Annotated in this window: 18 protein-coding genes; 13 read left to right on the top strand and 5 right to left on the bottom strand. The window is 65.3% G+C overall.

Features of this window, described 5'->3' with window-relative positions:
* Positions 1 to 381 precede the first annotated feature (381 nt).
* Positions 382 to 1,038 carry a hypothetical protein gene (locus RWK90_RS09230; RefSeq protein WP_314037020.1) on the bottom strand — a complete coding sequence of 219 codons (657 nt, stop codon included), beginning with the start codon at positions 1,036 to 1,038 and terminating at the stop codon, positions 382 to 384.
* Between the two features lie 89 nt (positions 1,039 to 1,127).
* On the opposite strand from RWK90_RS09230, the gene RWK90_RS09225 reads away from it, so the two are divergent.
* The 5 genes from RWK90_RS09225 (at position 1,128) to RWK90_RS09215 (ending at position 3,869) form a co-directional block, all read left to right on the top strand.
* Complete coding sequence (locus RWK90_RS09225) at positions 1,128 to 1,502, top strand: amino acid permease (protein ID WP_314037018.1); 375 nt, start codon at positions 1,128 to 1,130, stop codon at positions 1,500 to 1,502.
* Positions 1,503 to 1,639: 137 nt separating this feature from the next.
* Positions 1,640 to 1,870: a PLD nuclease N-terminal domain-containing protein gene (locus RWK90_RS17365; RefSeq protein WP_396230306.1), complete on the top strand. Its 231-nt coding sequence runs from the start codon at positions 1,640 to 1,642 to the stop codon at positions 1,868 to 1,870.
* A 427-nt stretch (positions 1,871 to 2,297) separates the two neighbouring features.
* Positions 2,298 to 2,528 carry a DUF2188 domain-containing protein gene (locus RWK90_RS17360; RefSeq protein WP_396230292.1) on the top strand — a complete coding sequence of 77 codons (231 nt, stop codon included), beginning with the start codon at positions 2,298 to 2,300 and terminating at the stop codon, positions 2,526 to 2,528.
* Positions 2,529 to 2,604: 76 nt separating this feature from the next.
* Positions 2,605 to 3,198 carry a hypothetical protein gene (locus RWK90_RS09220; protein ID WP_314037015.1) on the top strand — a complete coding sequence of 198 codons (594 nt, stop codon included), beginning with the start codon at positions 2,605 to 2,607 and terminating at the stop codon, positions 3,196 to 3,198.
* Between the two features lie 65 nt (positions 3,199 to 3,263).
* Positions 3,264 to 3,869: a hypothetical protein gene (locus RWK90_RS09215; RefSeq protein ID WP_314037013.1), complete on the top strand. Its 606-nt coding sequence runs from the start codon at positions 3,264 to 3,266 to the stop codon at positions 3,867 to 3,869.
* A 16-nt stretch (positions 3,870 to 3,885) separates the two neighbouring features.
* Here RWK90_RS09215 and RWK90_RS09210 read toward each other — a convergent pair whose 3' ends face one another.
* Positions 3,886 to 4,368 (bottom strand): hypothetical protein, encoded by a 483-nt coding sequence (locus tag RWK90_RS09210; protein ID WP_314037011.1) that lies wholly within the window; start codon positions 4,366 to 4,368, stop codon positions 3,886 to 3,888.
* Between RWK90_RS09210 and RWK90_RS09205 the strand changes: the two genes are divergently transcribed.
* The 3 genes from RWK90_RS09205 (at position 4,352) to RWK90_RS09195 (ending at position 8,882) form a co-directional block, all read left to right on the top strand.
* Positions 4,352 to 5,764: a 3' terminal RNA ribose 2'-O-methyltransferase Hen1 gene (locus RWK90_RS09205; RefSeq protein WP_314037009.1), complete on the top strand. Its 1,413-nt coding sequence runs from the start codon at positions 4,352 to 4,354 to the stop codon at positions 5,762 to 5,764. The two genes, RWK90_RS09210 and RWK90_RS09205, sit on opposite strands and share 17 nt — an antisense overlap.
* Positions 5,761 to 8,256, top strand: a complete 2,496-nt coding sequence (locus RWK90_RS09200; RefSeq protein WP_314037007.1) for a polynucleotide kinase-phosphatase — start codon at positions 5,761 to 5,763, stop codon at positions 8,254 to 8,256. Before RWK90_RS09205 ends, RWK90_RS09200 begins: the two co-directional genes overlap by 4 nt.
* A 68-nt stretch (positions 8,257 to 8,324) precedes the next feature.
* Entirely contained in the window at positions 8,325 to 8,882 is a 558-nt protein-coding gene (locus RWK90_RS09195) for a hypothetical protein (protein ID WP_314037005.1), read from the top strand.
* Positions 8,883 to 9,048: 166 nt separating this feature from the next.
* Here RWK90_RS09195 and RWK90_RS09190 read toward each other — a convergent pair whose 3' ends face one another.
* Entirely contained in the window at positions 9,049 to 9,780 is a 732-nt protein-coding gene (locus tag RWK90_RS09190; RefSeq protein ID WP_314037003.1) for a hypothetical protein, read from the bottom strand.
* 135 nt (positions 9,781 to 9,915) lie between these two features.
* Between RWK90_RS09190 and RWK90_RS09185 the strand changes: the two genes are divergently transcribed.
* The 4 genes from RWK90_RS09185 (at position 9,916) to RWK90_RS09170 (ending at position 15,027) form a co-directional block, all read left to right on the top strand.
* A complete protein-coding gene (locus RWK90_RS09185) occupies positions 9,916 to 11,052 on the top strand; it encodes a hypothetical protein (protein ID WP_314037001.1) in 1,137 nt (378 codons plus the stop codon).
* A gap of 214 nt (positions 11,053 to 11,266) precedes the next feature.
* Complete coding sequence (locus RWK90_RS09180) at positions 11,267 to 11,893, top strand: recombinase family protein (protein WP_314036999.1); 627 nt, start codon at positions 11,267 to 11,269, stop codon at positions 11,891 to 11,893.
* Positions 11,894 to 12,343: 450 nt separating this feature from the next.
* Positions 12,344 to 14,617, top strand: coding sequence for a hypothetical protein (locus tag RWK90_RS09175; RefSeq protein WP_314036997.1), 2,274 nt, complete (start codon positions 12,344 to 12,346; stop codon positions 14,615 to 14,617).
* Positions 14,614 to 15,027 (top strand): hypothetical protein, encoded by a 414-nt coding sequence (locus RWK90_RS09170; RefSeq protein ID WP_314036995.1) that lies wholly within the window; start codon positions 14,614 to 14,616, stop codon positions 15,025 to 15,027. Before RWK90_RS09175 ends, RWK90_RS09170 begins: the two co-directional genes overlap by 4 nt.
* A 14-nt stretch (positions 15,028 to 15,041) precedes the next feature.
* Here RWK90_RS09170 and RWK90_RS09165 read toward each other — a convergent pair whose 3' ends face one another.
* Complete coding sequence (locus RWK90_RS09165) at positions 15,042 to 15,452, bottom strand: hypothetical protein (RefSeq protein WP_314036993.1); 411 nt, start codon at positions 15,450 to 15,452, stop codon at positions 15,042 to 15,044.
* A gap of 403 nt (positions 15,453 to 15,855) precedes the next feature.
* On the opposite strand from RWK90_RS09165, the gene RWK90_RS09160 reads away from it, so the two are divergent.
* Positions 15,856 to 16,209: a DUF1801 domain-containing protein gene (locus RWK90_RS09160; RefSeq protein ID WP_314036991.1), complete on the top strand. Its 354-nt coding sequence runs from the start codon at positions 15,856 to 15,858 to the stop codon at positions 16,207 to 16,209.
* A 51-nt stretch (positions 16,210 to 16,260) separates the two neighbouring features.
* Here the strand turns inward: RWK90_RS09160 and RWK90_RS09155 are convergent, their stop codons facing one another.
* Positions 16,261 to 16,692, bottom strand: coding sequence for a DUF4870 domain-containing protein (locus RWK90_RS09155; protein ID WP_314036989.1), 432 nt, complete (start codon positions 16,690 to 16,692; stop codon positions 16,261 to 16,263).
* Between the last annotated feature and the right edge of the window lie 71 nt (positions 16,693 to 16,763).

Here is a 16,763-nt window from a genome sequence, read left to right as displayed (position 1 = left end):
GATGAGAACCCGACCGACGAGGTGGCACCCGAATTGCGGGCCGCGCTCACCAGTGAGCCGACCCGCTATGCCCACTGTCAGCGCGAGCACCTCGGCGGGGGTTTTTGCCCTGATGGAGCGATGAGGTCTCGTGTGGCTCAGATGGCGCCACCGGCCCTGTCCCGTGTCGTGCCGGCCCGGCTCCCGGGGGTGCTCAGAACATTTCTCTCTCGAGACGGAATCTCCATTCTAGAGCTTGAGATAAGCCGCTTTACCTGAGCGGTTAAGCCGCCGATAAGTTATCTTATGTCAACCCGACCAGGCTGAGTCACGTCTGGAAGGTCGCCACTCCTCTCGTCCGCGAACTGGCACGAATTTCGTTCGGCCCGCTCCGGACGGCGGCTACAGCACGTAGCTGTAGGAGTACCACGGCCCTCCGAGGTGCTCTACCTGCAGTTCTTTTACTCCAGGTTCGAACGTGGGAGGCCCCTGTAGGGAATGTGCCCACCCGCGCATGTGAAATCCGAAGACGAAGTCGGCATCGCTGACCACGACCACCCCGTCCTCTCGGTGGCTGAGCTTCCAGACCTCCACGTGCCCTACTTGCCGTGGGGTGTCGAAGCCGTAGAGCTCCGACCAACCCGGCGGATGGGAGCGAGCCTGCGCAACAGCATTCTCCATCTCTGAGCGAGAGGAATCGAGCCCTTTTGGGACCGCTGCTCCAATCGCCAGCGCCACGGCCACACCAGCCACGAAAAGGGCCGGAGGGGCCCCGAGCCACCACGTTCGTAGCTGCCGGAATCGCCACGCCACCAGCACCGCGATCAGCCACGCCAGGCCCGCGATCATCAGCGCCCAGCTGGCGAGCACCCCACCAAGAAGACGGTCCCCGTCGCCCACGTTGCCATCGACGAATGGCGCCCAATCGACAGCGAGCAAACTGAGCGCTGCGACAACCACCACCACGACTGCCGCAGCGAAGATGCTGACCGCCCGAACGAGACCCAAAGCAATACGAGCTCTGCGACTACCCGTGCCGGACGAGAAGGCAGCGACCATGAGTGCAGCGTAGAGGGCCGGGCCACCACCCGGTGCTGCGCTGCGCCAACTCTGCCTTTCGCCTTCCGCGTCGTCCTAGGCTCACGCTCATGGTCTGGCTCATGGTTCTTGCGCTACTCACCGTGCTGCTCGTGGCGGCGGTGACCCTGCCACGACAGTCGGCCCCAGACACCGAGCTCGGATTTCCCTGGTTTTGGGTCGTCTTCCCGGCCACCTGTTTCTCTATCGCTGCGAGCGTGGGCCTGCTCGGCACCGCACTGCCCCAGGACTTTCAGTCGACGATCTACATCGCAGGGTATGAACCGGCACCGCTCGCGCTGCCGAATGATCGGGTCGACCAGATCCTCTTACGCCGTCGAGCACTGTGGTCCCTGCCGATACTGTCCGTAGTCGGCATTGGACTATCTATCTGGACATGGCGCCGTCGCCATAGACACACGAACAACGCCACTGGCTCGAAGTAGGACTGCGCCGATCGCGGTCGCTGGCGTGCCGACCGCGGCGACCACCGGCCACGCCCGAACCGCACCCGCCACCGCAACGAAATTGGAGAACGCCCTTGTTCACGATCGCGCACTCCAGCGCCCTCGCCCAACCGGACGTGGAGAAGACTGTTCCAGTTGCCTACGACATCATCTTTACGGCCACGGTGCTCCTGGTGCTCGTCCTCGATGTCGTCGCGATTGCCCACCTGGCCAGGCGTCGGCGCAGCTCGTCAGATTGGGCATGGGCGCTCCCTATCGTCGCGTTACCACTTCTGGGCGCAGTGCTCTACGCGCTGCTGGGTCCGCACCGACGCCACGCGAGCACCACAGATTCGCGCCCTACCTGACCAGCGGAGTGCCCCCCGGCCCGACGGGAACGCAGCCGTTCCCCAGCGGTCCGGTAATCAGACGTTATGACCAGTCAGGCTCCATCAGACACCGGAGTCTGGGGCGGCATCGTGCCGAAGTCCAGCAATCCTGCATCTTCCACCATTCGCGAAAGTCGTTGAGCGTACTGGTCCCCAGCCCACAAGGCCGCTCGTTGCCCCATCGCAGGATGAAGCACGAACACAGCGATAACCGCCGCGCTGATGACTTTCCTCCAGCGTCGCGAAATCAGACGCTCACCGATCCTCAGCACACCGATATCAGTCACACCGCGAAGACTTGCACGGACCTACGACAAAGACAGAACGCCCAAGCCCACTTGGCGCCCCAGCGCTTCCGCTTCCGCTCTACGCTCACATCAACAGTCGGCGACGATGGGAACTCGGCATGGTCAACAAACGAGTCGTTCAGCGTGACGACGGAAACTGGGAGGTACGCAAACCGGGGGCCGACCGAGCGAGCGCAGTCACACCCCGACAGTCAGATGGCGTTGACCGGGCTCGCGAGATCCTTGCCAACGATGGCGGTGGCGAATTACAGGTGCGGGGCAAGAACGGACAGACCAGGGCACAGGACACCATCGCCCCAGGCAATGATCCGCGCTCATCAAAGGGATAAGAGCCCGGCCCCCAACGTTGCGGCGAGTTCTCCCGCTGGTTCTCCCAGGATGCCTGTGACTGGGCCGTGGAAGGTCGTGACGCTGATCGCCCTGGCTGTGGCGCTCTTATTCGGCGGGGCCGGTACCGCGGCGGCATGTAGCTGCGCGTTGCCGGAGAACCGTCAGGGTGCACTGGAGCGCCTGTCCCGCTACGACGTTGTTTTCACGGGCACGTTGGCGCGGACCTTCCCCGGTGTCAGCGAATACCAGGTCGATGAGGTCTACGCCGGAAACGTGGCCTCGCGAGTGCTGGTCACCTCGCCCGATTCAGGCAACTCCTGCTCTCCCGGCCGCCCGGAACGTGGGCAGTCCAGACTCTTCCTCGGCACTGACCGCCTCTGGCCGATCGCAGCCGCGGAGGCCGACATGTGCGGCTACGCGCTTTCCACCTTTCGGGACGGACAGTCGGCCAGCACCAGCGACCTCGCCCACAGCCTTCACGGCGACCCGACCTCGCCGCGCCACACCCCCACCTCCTGGGCCCTAGGGGCACTTGAATGGCCGCTGACGTGGCTCGCCGATCGCCGCGTCCAACTCGTCCTGGCGGCCCTGGCCCTCGCCGGACACATCACCCACTACATTCGGTCTCGTTACGGCAGGCCGCCAGACAACCCGGCCTCCTCCGGATAGGCCCCGGCCGCCGGCATCACATCGGGGCCCGCTTCAAGACAGCCAAGCCGCACTACGGTGTGGCCATGGGAGTTGGTGCGCGGATTGCTTACGCCTCATTCGTCGCGGCCATCGGCGGCTGCTGCGTGGGAGCGTTCCTGGCGGTCGGCGCCATGCAGCTGGCCCAAGCCACCCACTACGGCTGTACCCGCAACAGAATCGACGGGCAACAGGTGTGGAGCTGCCCGGACGGCCTCGGTTACGTGATCCCGGCGATGAGCGTGGTGGCCCTGACGTGTGTGGTCGCGCTGATGATCACCACCGCATCCGAGTTTCACCACGACACCGCGAGCGAGCGCACCCGGGCCGCCGCACTGGTGATGACTGTGGTCGGGGCCCTGCTCATCGCCCAGGGAGGCTTCTCCATCCCCGTGACTTTCGCGAAGCACTCCCCGCTCGCCGGGTGGGCAAGCATCACGATCACCGCAGCGGGGCTTGCGCTCGTCCTCGTTGCTCGCAGGAACACCATTGCCGCCAAGTCCGCCTGCGTGATGACTGCTGTGCTTGTCATCGCGTGCGCGCCCGGCGTCTACCTATTGGCCCCAGTCATGATCGCCCTCGCCGGCTACCTGCTGGCCGCAGCCACCCTCCTGACCGACCGTGCTCGGCCAGTCGTCGACGTCGCCCGGTGATGGGGTCGCGCCGGGCTCAGTATCGGCCGCGTCTCCAGGACCACACCGACAATCCGACAGCGATCAGGGCACTTGCGGGCAATATCCACCGTCCGAGCAGGAACGCTTGCAGCTGCCAGAACTGCTCATTGCTGAGGAACTGGACGCCACCGCTTCGATCCGCGAGTGGCATGTACATCGTCCAACCCCCAGTCGCGCTGATCCCGGGAACCCAAATGCTGACCGACGCGGCCACCAGCAGGGCCGCTGTCGGGAAGGCCAACCAGAACCACGGAAAGCCCTCGCGACGGATCCCGGAGCGCCGGGGCAACACCGCAGCGCCGACCAACACGACCATCAACACCGCGAACGTCCATACCCACACCATGGCAGTGACGGTAGCGCCCACGAGGCAGCCGGCGGCGCTCCTGCTGGCAATACCGTGAGGCCCTCGATTGCCCGTCGTGCCTGCTCGCGTGAGTTGGTGGGGCAGACTGGCCTGCATGTTGTTGACGATCACTGCCCGCCGTTCGCAGGCGCTGCCGACGCCGAGTGATCTGGGGATCTTGCTGCATAAGCATCCCGAGCGGGTGCAGTCGTTCAAGGTGTACGGGGGCACGGCGCATGTGTTCTACCCCGAGAGCTCAGCCGAGACGTGTACTGCGGCGGTGGTGCTGGAGGTGGATCCGGTGGCCTTGGTACGAGGGCGCTCGGGCCGCAGCGACGCCTTCGCTCTGGGGCATTACGTCAACGATCGCCCATACGTCGCGTCGTCCCTGCTGTCGGTGGCGGTGGGCAGAGTGTTCCGCTCCGCCCTGAATGGTCAGTGCACCGGCCATGAGGATCTCGTCGACACTGCTCTGGACCTGACACTGTTCCTGCCGGCGGTGCCCGGGGAGGCGGATCTGGTCCGCAGACTGTTCACGCCGCTGGGATGGGACGTGCAGGCCACGCCGATCGCGTTCGATGCCACCAGGCCCCAGTGGGGCCAGGCACCAATGGTGTCGGTGACGCTGACCGGGACGGTGCGCCTGGCCCAGGCCCTCAGTCACTTGTACGTGTTGCTGCCGGTACTCGACGAGGCCAAGCACTACTGGGTCGGTCAGGACGAAATCGACAAGTTGATGCGCGCCGGCTCGGGCTGGCTATCGTCGCATCCCGAGCGTGAGGTGATCGCGCATCGTTTCCTGGCCGGTCAGCGCGATCTTCGCGACAGTGCCCTGACCCGACTGGCCGAACTGGACGTCCACGCACAACCGCCCGTCGACGACGATGACGGGGCCAGCGCCCCGCGGCCGCTGGTGCGACTGCGCCACGAGGCGGTGCTGGAGGTGGTCCGCGACCTATCGCCTGCATCGATCGCGGATCTGGGGTGCGGGTCCGGCGCTCTGCTGAGCGGTCTGCTCAAGGTGCAGGGCGTGGCGCGGGTGATCGGTACCGAGGTCTCCGATGTCGCGCTGTCTAAGGCGGCCACGCGGCTGCACGTGGAGTCGATGACCGAGCGGCAAGCCGAGCGTCTGACGTTGCTGCTGTCCTCGCTGCTGTACGAGGACGAGCGCCTGATCGATCTGGATCTGGCGATCCTGATGGAAGTGATCGAGCACGTCGACCCCGACCGCCTGCCAGCGGTGACCAGAAACGTGTTCGGGGCGATGCGTCCCCGGCACGTGGTGATCACCACGCCCAACAGGGAGTACAACGTGCACTACCCCGCGCTGGCCTCAGGAGGGTTTCGGCATCCGGATCATCGGTTCGAGTGGACCCGCGAGCAGTTCCGACAGTGGGCCACCGCGGTGGCCACCATGCACGGCTACCAGGTGGACTTCCGTCCCGTGGGCGACGACGATCCGCAGGTCGGTCCGCCGACGCAGATGGCCGTGTTCAGTCTGTCCGCCCCTGTGGAGGTGCCCGCATGAGTGAGCTGTCCATTCCGGAGTTGTCGCTGGTTCTGCTCATCGGGGCCAGTGGGTCGGGCAAATCGACCTTCGCCGCGACCCATTTCGCCCCCACCGAGGTGATCTCCAGCGATGACTGTCGGGCGATGGTCTGTGATGACCCCAACGCCCAGGACGCAACAGTGGATGCGTTCGCCGTGCTGGAGTTCATCGCCGGCAAGCGTCTGGCGCGGGGACGGTTGACGGTGATCGATGCGACGAATGTGCAGCCGGCCGCCCGCAAATCCCTCGTGGCCTTGGCGCGTGAGCATGACGTGTTGGCCACGGCGATCGTGCTGGACCTGCCCACCGCGGTCGCGGTGCAGCGCAATGCCGCTCGCGACGACCGCGATTTCGGAGCCGGGGTGATCAAGCGGCAGGCCGAGCAGCTGCGCCGCTCGCTGCGCGGCCTGAAGAAGGAAGGGTTCCGGTCCATCCACGTCTTGGACTCGGTCGAGGCAGTGGCCGAGGCGTCGATTGTGCGGACGCGGTTGTTCAATGACCGCCGCGATGAGCACGGGCCGTTCGACGTGATTGGTGATGTCCACGGCTGCCTTATGGAACTGGAGCAGCTGCTCGACAAGCTGGGGTATGTGATCGAAGAAGACGACCACGGACGTGCGGTCGATGCCCGCCACCCCGATGGGCGGCGCGTGGTGTTCGTGGGAGACCTGGTCGACCGGGGCCCGGACTCCCCGGGCGTGCTGCGGCTGGCGATGGGGATGGTCGAGTCGGGCAACGCCCTGTGTGTGTCGGGCAACCACGAAGCCAAACTCGCCAAGGCGCTGGGCCGAGGATCGGTCAAAGCCACTCACGGTCTGCAACAGACCCTGGACCAACTGGCCGACCAAGACGAGGGCTTCGTCGCCAGGACGCGGGCGTTCTGCGACTCCCTGGTGGCGCACTACGTCCTCGATGACGGCCACCTCGTCGTGGCCCACGCTGGCCTGAAAGAGAAGTACCACGGCCGGGCATCCGGGCGGGTGCGAGCGTTCGCCCTGTACGGCGACACCAGTGGCGAGACCGACGAGTTCGGGCTACCGGTGCGCTATCCGTGGGCCGAGGACTACCGCGGTGCGGCCATGGTGCTCTACGGGCACACCCCGGTCACCGAGACCGAGTGGGTCAACAACACCATGTGCCTGGACACCGGGTGCGTGTTCGGCGGGGCCCTGACCGCACTGCGCTATCCCGAACGCGACGTCGTCTCGGTGCCCGCCCAGGACACCTACTACGAACCGGTCCGTCCGCCAGCCCCGCCCGAGCGGGACCCCGCAACGCTCAAGCTGACCGACGTCCTTGGACCGCGAGTCATCGAGACCCAGCACATGGGGCGGGTGTCGCTGCGGGCAGACAATGCGGCCGGAGCGTTGGAGGTGATGAGTCGCTTCGCGGTCGACCCGGCGCAGCTGCTCTACCTGCCGCCGACCATGTCCCCGGTGGACAGCTCCCCCCGCCCCGATCTGCTCGAGCACCCCGATCAGGCCTTTGACTACTTCGCCAAGCACGGCGTCGACCAGGTGATGTGCCAGGAAAAGCACATGGGTTCGCGCGCTGTTGTGCATCTGACCGACCAGGGCGGCGGGGTGATCCACTCTCGCACCGGCCGCGCCCTGCTGCCCGATGAGCAGCAGGCGGCCGTTCTGCAGCGCATCGCCAGCGCCGCGACCGCCGCCGGGTTGTGGTCAGACCTCGGCGCGACCTGGCTCCTACTGGACACCGAGATCCTGCCGTGGACGCTCAAAGCCGAACCGATGATCCGCGACCAGTACGCCGCCGTGGGCGCCGCGGCCACCACCGCCCTGCCCGCTGCCGTGGACGTGCTCGCATCGGCCGCTCACCGCGGCCTGGACGTCGGTGACCTACTCGACCGCACGCGCGGCCGAGCCGCCAACGCCGAGAAGTTCGTTCAGGCCTACCGCCGCTACATCCAGCCCGTCGACACCCAGCTTGGTCTGCAGATCGCCCCGTTCCAGATCGTGGCCAGCACCGCTGGCACTTACGAAACCCGCGACCACCGGTGGCACCTGGACCTTGCCGACCGCCTCATCTCGGCCGACCCGGACCTGTTCCGCACCACACGCCGCCTCGAGGTCACCACCACCGGCGACGACTCGCGTGCCGCGGGCATCCAGTGGTGGGACGAACTTACCAGCGCCGGCGGGGAAGGGATGGTGGTCAAACCCCTGGCCAACCTGACCCGCGGCAAGAAGGGCCTCGTCCAGCCCGGCCTCAAAGTTCGGGGGCGCGAGTACCTGCGCATCATCTACGGCGCCGACTACACCAACCCCGACATCCTGGCCGGCCTCAAAAACCGAGCCCTGGGCCAGAAACGCTCCATGGCGTTGCGTGAATACGCCCTCGGACTCGAGGCCGCACATCGCGCCGCCGCCGGCGAACCACTGTGGAAAGTCCACCAGTGCGTCTTCGCAGTCCTAGCCATGGAATCTGAACCCATCGACCCACGACTGTGACCCGCTAACCGAACCAGTACGCACCAAGACCCGGAGGTGTCGCAATGCGGAGGTGGCTACTCCTCGCGGTGCTGGCTGCGCCGCTGATGGTGCCGGTGGCCACGCCGGGCGCAGCGAATGCCTGCTCCTGCGCCTTCGCCCCCAATGACCCCCGGATCCTTCAGCACGTTGCGCATGCGGCAGGAGTGTTCACCGGCACCGCGAACGCGAAGCGCATCGACGGAGAGACCGCCTACTACGAGTTCGATGTGCGGGAGGTCTTCACCGGCGAGATCGGCGACAGCACCGTCGTGGCCACCAGCACCCAAGGCCCCGCCTGCGGCACCGGGTACGCGATCGGCACCGAATACCTGGTCTTCGCCGGCACCGATCGGTCTCACGGGGCGCCGTGGTCAGACACTTCCTGCTCAGCCACCACGACCTCCACCGACACCCGCACCCGCCAGGCTGCGATCGAGGTCTATGGCCACCCGCATGCGCCGGCCGCCGATCAACGCCCGGTCGACCTCGATGATGTCGGCTTCCCGTGGTCATGGTGGGTCACCGGGCTTATCGGGACCGCGCTAATCGCGGCGCTCGCGGCCGGTTGGCACCGCCGATACCCACCCCGCCGGCAATTCCGCTAACCGCCAGAGATGATGACGCTACTCGGGCGTGTCCCCTCCTCGGGGCTGTGAGTCGCATCGGTGAATGGCGGTGTTCTCTCACTGCTGGGTGGCAGAGCGGGAGCCTGTCACGGAAAGCCATCGTCCCCCTCCCATGAAGGCGGTGGCCACGCGCATCAGCGGCTGACTACTGTGACCGGTCGCCGAACTCAGTGAATGCCTTCTTAGACCCTCGCGCCTTCATGGCGTCCACGACGAGCCGATAGCTCGGCTCTCCCGAGTGCCTGATTTCGAAGAAGAGGCACACCTGATCCCGGAGGTCGAAAACTGCTGTCCCGTCCGAATCTGGGTGCGCATTGTTGGTGATATCGATACGTGCGAGGGCCCCGGGGGTGGGCGAGGCTTGCCAGTCAGGTTCACCGGCCTCCATCGCTGCTGTCTCTTGCCAGAGAACATGGACAGCTCCTGGAAGGTAGTCGTCCGCGTTGTGGCGGATCCCGCCCCACATGGGGAACTGCTCGTAGTAGATCAGACTCGAAGGGTGCTGAATAAAGGCTCGTGGCATCGGGCCAGGCGAGCGCTCCGAACCAGACCTCTGACCGTTGGGCCCGTGGTTGGCGTCCGACGGACTGTGCTCGTACTCGGTCTCCCATGTGTTGAACGCCGGAGCAATGTCCAAGTGGAACCACTCATGTCGAGCGTTGAAGACGTGCCTACGCCCCCACAGCTCGACACCGGTACTTGATGACCCGCCGATCAACGATTCGAGCACTCCGGAGCCAGCAATGGAGTCGAAGGGTCGGATGATCGTTCGAATGAAACGCCCACCAAAGAACGCACCTTCCTCTCGCCCAACGCCAAATCTCGCGGTGAGCTCGCTCCAGTAGTCGTCCGCGGTTGGCAGCGGTGGAGTCGTCATACGGAGAGCGTAGCCAGACTGACGAGCCTGGCTGGTCGCACCGACGTTCGCTCGTCTTATCTACCTACAGTTTTACGAGACATAAGTTCCCGGTCTTCACTCGACATGCACCCGGGTGGTCGCGATCATGGCGGGATGGCGATCCCAGAACAGCTGCCGCAGCTTGTCGACTCCTGCGCGGGGAGGATCGTGATCGACCACGGACACTTCGAGGTATTCGATCCCTTGGCACTCCCGCCGGAAGGCACTGATCTGTTCGCGTTGGCGGAGGCCTCTCCCCCCAGCTCCAGCGCGGATGGGATGGCGGTCATCCTTAGCCCGCACCAGAACAACTTCGACACGTCGGTGACCATTGAGTTCTGGTCCGCTCGGCCCGATGACGATCGAGATCGATGGGAGCAAATTTCGGAGAATGTTCTCCGGGTGGAATCCGGCACACTGGTAATCGGCTCGCCCGGCTACGACGAGCTAGCGGCCTCAGCTGCTCCGGACACCTACATCCTCGAAGTCAGCGGACGAGGTTTCGTGGGCTACGGGTGGCCCGGTTCGACAGACCCGGGCGACGAGTGGCGCCTGCGACTGTGGCCCGAGCGGACCGACACGGGTGGGGTACGGGCACCGCAACGGTGGCATCAGCCTGGCGTTGGGGCCCCCGTCCAGGTTCCTTTCCATTCCGAGGTCACCAGCGATTCCTCGACCGATGCCACGGAGTCAACTAGCTGGGGATTCTTGCCGAGGACGTCGCCGTGGGACTCAGTGCCCGCTGAGCTGTATCACGTCAACGGAGCTGTGAGTCTCAACGAGATGGTCCCGGACCTCATCGCTCGTCTCATCCGACTCCCGGAGGACGAGCAGCGGGAGATCGCATGGTGGTGCGCCCGCCGGGCGCTCGAATTGGCCGGTCTCCATACCGAGGACTACATCATTACAACCTTGGCGAACGTCGAAGCCGGTGCACCGCCACCAAAGCTTGACGACTTGTTCGAGTGGCTGAACAAATGGCTGGACGAGACTTCCCTCGACGAGGGAAGCAGGGCGTTGTCGCCTGAAGCGACGTGGACGAGACGAGTTCTCAGCCCGGAGCAGCACCCATACGCGAGCGGCGAAGTCTCGCGACCACACTTCGCCCTGCCCACCATCGTTACCGCCGCGAACGCCGATCCGCTACATGCGGCAGTCGAGACGCTGTCCGCAGCGTGCTCGACCTACAGCGATCATGCGCCGTCCCTGATTGAGCAACTGGAAGCGGAGTTCAAGCTTTCCCAGGAGTGAATCGCTCACTGATGCGCCAGAACGGGCCCGCGGGACGGCCTCGTAGCCCTGCTGGGCAAGAGCCGCGGCGCCCGTCCCAGTTCCTTGGTTCTGGGACGGTCCCGGTCGGACCCAGGCTGCACTCCTCGGCACTTGAGAAATGCGTTCCAAAAGTAGAGTCCATTATCGCGTCCCAACGGGGCAGTTCGGATACAACTTTCGGTACGCTGACCGCATGGAGTTGGGGTACGCGCGGGTGTCAACAGCCAAACAGGACCTGGATCGGCAGATCGACGCCCTGCGCCGAGAAGGCATCGACGCCGATCGCATCTATGTGGACAAGAAGTCCGGGTCCACGGTCGACCGCCCCGGCTTGCGCGCGGTTATGGAGTACGCCCGCGCGGGCGACGTGATCGTGGTGCACACCCTGGATCGACTCGGGCGCACCGTGCGCGACACCTTGAACCTGATCCACGAACTATCCGAACGCGGAATCGGGATACGCAACCTGGCCGACCCCATCAAAATCGACTCGACCAACCCGGGCGACCCGATGTCCCAGCTCGCCGTGGTGCTGCTGGCCCTGTTCGGACAAATGGAACGCACCTACACCCTCGAGCGAGCCGCGCATGCCCGAGCCGTAGCCACCGCGAAGGGACGCCGAGTAGGACGCCCCTCAGTAGTGGACCCCGACAAACTGGCCTACGCCGAGCACTTGAGGGACAACGGACACACCATCGCCGAGATCATCACCAAGACGGGCATCACCCGCACCACCCTCTACCGTCACCTCCCACCACGACCAGAGGAGCCGGTAACCGCTAGACCAGCAACGACGGACAGACCCGAGCCGAAACCCTGACACCGCAATCGTTCCCGGCTTTCCCGGCAGTAGTGCAAGAGTCATCGAGTCTCGGCTGCGGTGCTCGCATTCAGCAAAGTGACAACCAGGAAATGAACCACTCCCCTGAAAGGCTGTCATCTAATGCAATCAGAGAACGAGGCAAACGCTTCAGACCTTCTCCGGACAGTCGACGTGGCTCGACGCCGTGTCGACCCTCAGGCGAACCCGATTTCATCGCAGTGGATTGAGTCTATACACAACGAGCTGAGGCAGCTCAACGAAGCAGGGCTCCCGTTCACTGTCGACAATCTCACGGTTTCTCTGATCAATATGCTGGTCCGGATCGAAACGGAGTGGACCGGGTGCACCAACTCCAAGCAGGGCAAAGAGGTGTAACCACCGTCTTCCCCCCTCCCTGTCCGCCAAAGCGGCCCGCAGTGCATCGTCGAACCGCCCTAGGCTGGCGCCATGACACCGACCTGGTCTGATGTCGGCGGGTTGCTCGCCCGCGGTGCCGATACCGCGTTCGAGGCAGATCTGGTGGTGCGGCCCCGAACAGAGCCTGCCCCGACGATCCTGTCTTGGGTGATGGATGATCCGAGGGCGAATCTGCACGCCGGCCCCGGTCGGAGCCGACTCACACGAGCCGGGGCCTCTCGTGTCCGGCTCGACCACGCAGACGGGCGACGGACGCTGTTCAATGACGGGACGGTGTGGCAGGTCGCCGCCGACGACACCGCCACCCGGTTCGACGTCAGGTCTCTGAACGCCTCCGGGTACGCCGCTCTACTCATTGACCAGCCGAACAATGCCGAGCAGGCCCTGGGCTACGGATTCCCGTCTGGCCCGCTCACCGATTCCACGCACCTGGGCCGACCTACCGTGGTGGCGGCAGGTGACCCAGGTGACGGATTCGGAGCCGTCGAGATCTCGGTCGACGTACACACCGGAGTGCTCGTGAAGATCGCTGCCGCCGACGGAACCTGGGAAGCCTGGCTCGAGAACCTCACCTTCACCCAATGCGAAGAGTCGATGTTCTGCTGGGAAGGCGAAACTGGCCCACCTGAGCCGATCCCACCCAACAGCGAGTGGATCCCGACCCGGTTCACCGGCCAGCTCGTGGCAGACCCCGACCCGGAACCTCTGCCCGCCGATCGGCGCGGGCGGCACCTGCGGGCCCGGCTCGATGAGCTAGTGATCGCCGACGGTCAGCTCCCGCCACCGCGAGTAGACGACACCGTCGAGGTGCATCTGACGTTCTTCGAAGACCCCTCCCCGATGGGGGCAGAACCTGCCGAAGTCCGCGCTACCGCCGAACCCATCGGCAAGGGCTCCCCACGACCCGACCATCACGGGGTTCTGCGCTGGCCCACCATCCTTCGTGGCGATGGGTGGTACGCCAAGTGGTCCTCACCGCGACCGATGATCGGACACGTCCTGGTCACAGGACACTTCGCGGTCCTTCACGACGCCGCGGCCGTCGACGCTTTTCCTCCGACCCGGGCGGCGGTCACCGGGATCCGAGTCAACCGCCTCACCGGACCGATGCCCGCCGACCTCGAGCGAGGACCGCTCCCAGGTAACGCCTGGTCCAACGAGCCCGTGTGCCCCGCCGGGTTTGCTGCCCACATGGTGCGGCGCAACACCGCCGACTACGCCTACCCCATCGCTGTGGCCCTCGACCTGGACATCGACGCCGCCGACCCACCGCAGCTGCGCAATGATTTCGAGCCCGGAGGGCTGGCCGTTCTCGATGACGAACTCTGGGCCAGCGACCGCTTCCGACCAATCCTGCAACGACGCCGTGCCACGGACTCAACACCGGCGGAAGAACTCCTCTTGCCGCTGCCGGTGAGTCGCCACCCCAGCAGGCTCACGCCTCACGTCGGCGCACACGGACTGTGGCTCCAAGACGACCACACCCTCTACTCAGTCGACACCACCCATGCCGGGGCGGCGCAACTCTACGACCTCGGCCCGGTGCGATGGAGGTCCGCGGTAGCGATCGGACGTGACCTCGTCACTGGTGGCCAGCACCTCAGGCGCTTCGATGCCGACGGCGAGATCGATCCTGTCCCACTTCCTCCAGAGATCGCCTACGTTGGCTCACTGGCCCGGGTGACGGAAGGCCTGTTGGTGGTGGGACGTGAGCTGAACTGGGACGACATGTCCGACGCCGTCAACCACAGGACAGACAAAGCATCTCGCAACCGTTTCCGGCTGGCACTGTACGACCATCACGGCCGCTGGGCCGTCGGGCCGTCCTTCGGACTCCCCCGCCCCGAAAGCGCCGTCGGGCGCACCAAACAGGGTGCATGGGTTCTCTGCGCCAATCTTCTCATCCGCTTCGATGCGTCCCTCATTAAGACAACCGCGCATCGACTGCCCTACTGCCCCGATACCGGCGGGGCCACAGAAACTGGAATGTGGCTCACCCTCGACCCCACCAAACTCGGCCAGCACCTCCAAGATCCGCAGACACCCGACCCGTGGCATCTGCGGGACCTGCTCAGCGACCTGGGGCCGCGAGACCACCCGAAAGGCCTGGTGGTCCGGCTCGACAGCACCTTCACCCCGGTCGCTGCGGCCCTGACCGAAAGCCCTCGGCCCTCAGCTGTCGTCACCCCCGACGACATCGTCTGGTTCTCGGGGCGATCCTGGCGAGGTATCACCACCGACGGCCACATCATCGACGGCCAACCCGCAACACCCCGCACCGCACATGAAGGGTGGAGTGAATGAACGAAACTGAGTTTTTCGCAGAGGTCGCAGACGGTTTCAGAGCCACTGCGGAGCAGCCACGCATTGCAGGCGCCGAGGCCGCCGACGTGCTCTTGGTGGGCCACTTTGAAGACGTGCTCATAGTCCTTCTGGAGCTCCTGCCGAACAGCTACCCGGGTGTGGTGTTCGGTTTAGCGCGGCACAAATCCCAGCTCAGGCCGATAACTGTGAACGAGGGCCCGTGGGAGACTGGTAGAAACCTCGCCGAAGCAAGCGTCTGGGAACGCGGCATATCGTTCGTCCCTATTCGCGAACTCAACGCCGATTTCATCCACTGGAACAAAAGCGATCGTGCGGTACGGGACCAGGTACCGCACCGACCCGAGGAGATACAGGACTTTCGATGGCCTAGAGGGTTCATGCAGCTCTAGTCGTCACTAGATGCTCAGCTGGGCGCGAAACCGCCCACCTCGATCGACACCCACACGGGCGCAAGCAACACAACGACGGCACTGAAGCCGGCCATCACCGATCCGATCAGTAGCCGGCTACGGCGCCACCTCCACCACAGCAACGCACCGGCAACGTAGAACACCACCAGCAGCACTGCCCACGAAAGCCAATAGCCCACCGTCGGCCCCGGCACCCCGGGCGCCCGGTCTTGTACCGGCACTGGCGAGAGTTCCGGAACCTCGAACACGTCTCGGAAAGTCAGGACCGCCCAGGTGATCGTGTACCAGCCGATCACGATGCCCGCGAACACACCTACCGCAGGCAGCAGAGAAACAAGCACCGCACGAAAAACGCTCTCGCTCGTTCGGCCAGCTGCCGACGACCCCGAATCTCCGCGGACCATTCGGTAACCATAGGTCCCCGCGTCCGCTGGAATCTGCCGCTCGCAGATCCGATGCGATCTGAACCCCAGAGGGACACGGGTCGCTAGCGCGCAAACCGACCCAGTGACACAGCGGCGATCGCGGACGCCTCTTCGTCCCACACGGGTGTACCCCATCGAACCAGGTCGGGTCGGTGCGCGTGACCGCCCTTTATGGCGGTCCGCGTTAAGACGAAGGGAAGCTGGCGAGTCTTGGCGGGTCGGTCGCTTCTCACTTCGTTTCGGGCAAGATGCCATTCATCGACCGAGACACACCCGCTCCATTCCCGCCTCAGTTAGCGCGCCTGCCTTCGGCACCGCCCACCCCGCAATCCAACGCCCAGGTCAAAGAATCGAGTGAGAGACGATGTCGGAGCCAGCGACAGTGGACGAGTACATCAGCACAGCACCGCCTCTCGGCAGAGCCCTTCTCAGCGAACTCCGCGCCCTGAGCCGCGAGGTCGTCCCCGATGCGGTCGAGCAGATCAAGTGGGGCCACCCGGCCTACGTCCATCCCGACGGCGTCATCTTGTTCATGTTCAGCGGACACAAGGCCCACGCCAGCGTCGCATTCACCCCATCCACCCGAGCTGCTTTCGAGGCCGAGCTCACCCAATACCGCACCGGCAAAGGCACCGTCGCCCTGCCATACGGCACCCCACCACCGCGCCAGCTGCTCACCAGGATGATCGAGTACCGAGTGCGCGAACACGAACACGACGGCGTCAACTGGATGTGACTACGCCGCCCGTGCCGCTATCCGGCGCGGCGCTCAAACCAGCCCAAGAATCTAGCGCAGCACCTTGAGCTGGAACGGGTAGTTGATCGCCCGCCCCTTGAGCGCGCGGAGGGTGCCGATCACGTGGCCGATGACCTGCGCGAGGAAGGACACCGCCAGCAGGATGAGGCCGAGCGGGAGGCCGATCACCGTGATGATGCAGATCCAGCCCACGATGCTCATGAGCCACAGGCCGAGGTTGAAGTTGAACGAGCCGGCCGCGGCCTGGCGGACGAACGGGCTGCGGTCCTTGTAGATCAGCCACATCACGAGCGGACCGACGAATGACAGCCACCCGGCCGACAGCGCCATCGCGATGAGGCTCGACGCGTGGGCCAGTGCCGCGGGCGTGCGGTCGTCGGGGCCGACCGCGGGCGGCTGGCCGTGCCGCGGGTCGCCGTACCGGGGGTCGCCGTACTGGGAGAAACCGGGCTGCTGGGTCATGACCCCAGTCTCCCCGTCGCGCTGCGGCGGCGCATCCGGGTTCTCCCCGGTTCTCGTGCCCGCGCGCCGGC

The sequence above is a fragment of the Dietzia sp. CH92 genome (assembly GCF_032248695.1).
Lineage (GTDB): Bacteria > Actinomycetota > Actinomycetes > Mycobacteriales > Mycobacteriaceae > Dietzia.
This window is presented reverse-complemented; position numbering and strand designations above follow the sequence as displayed.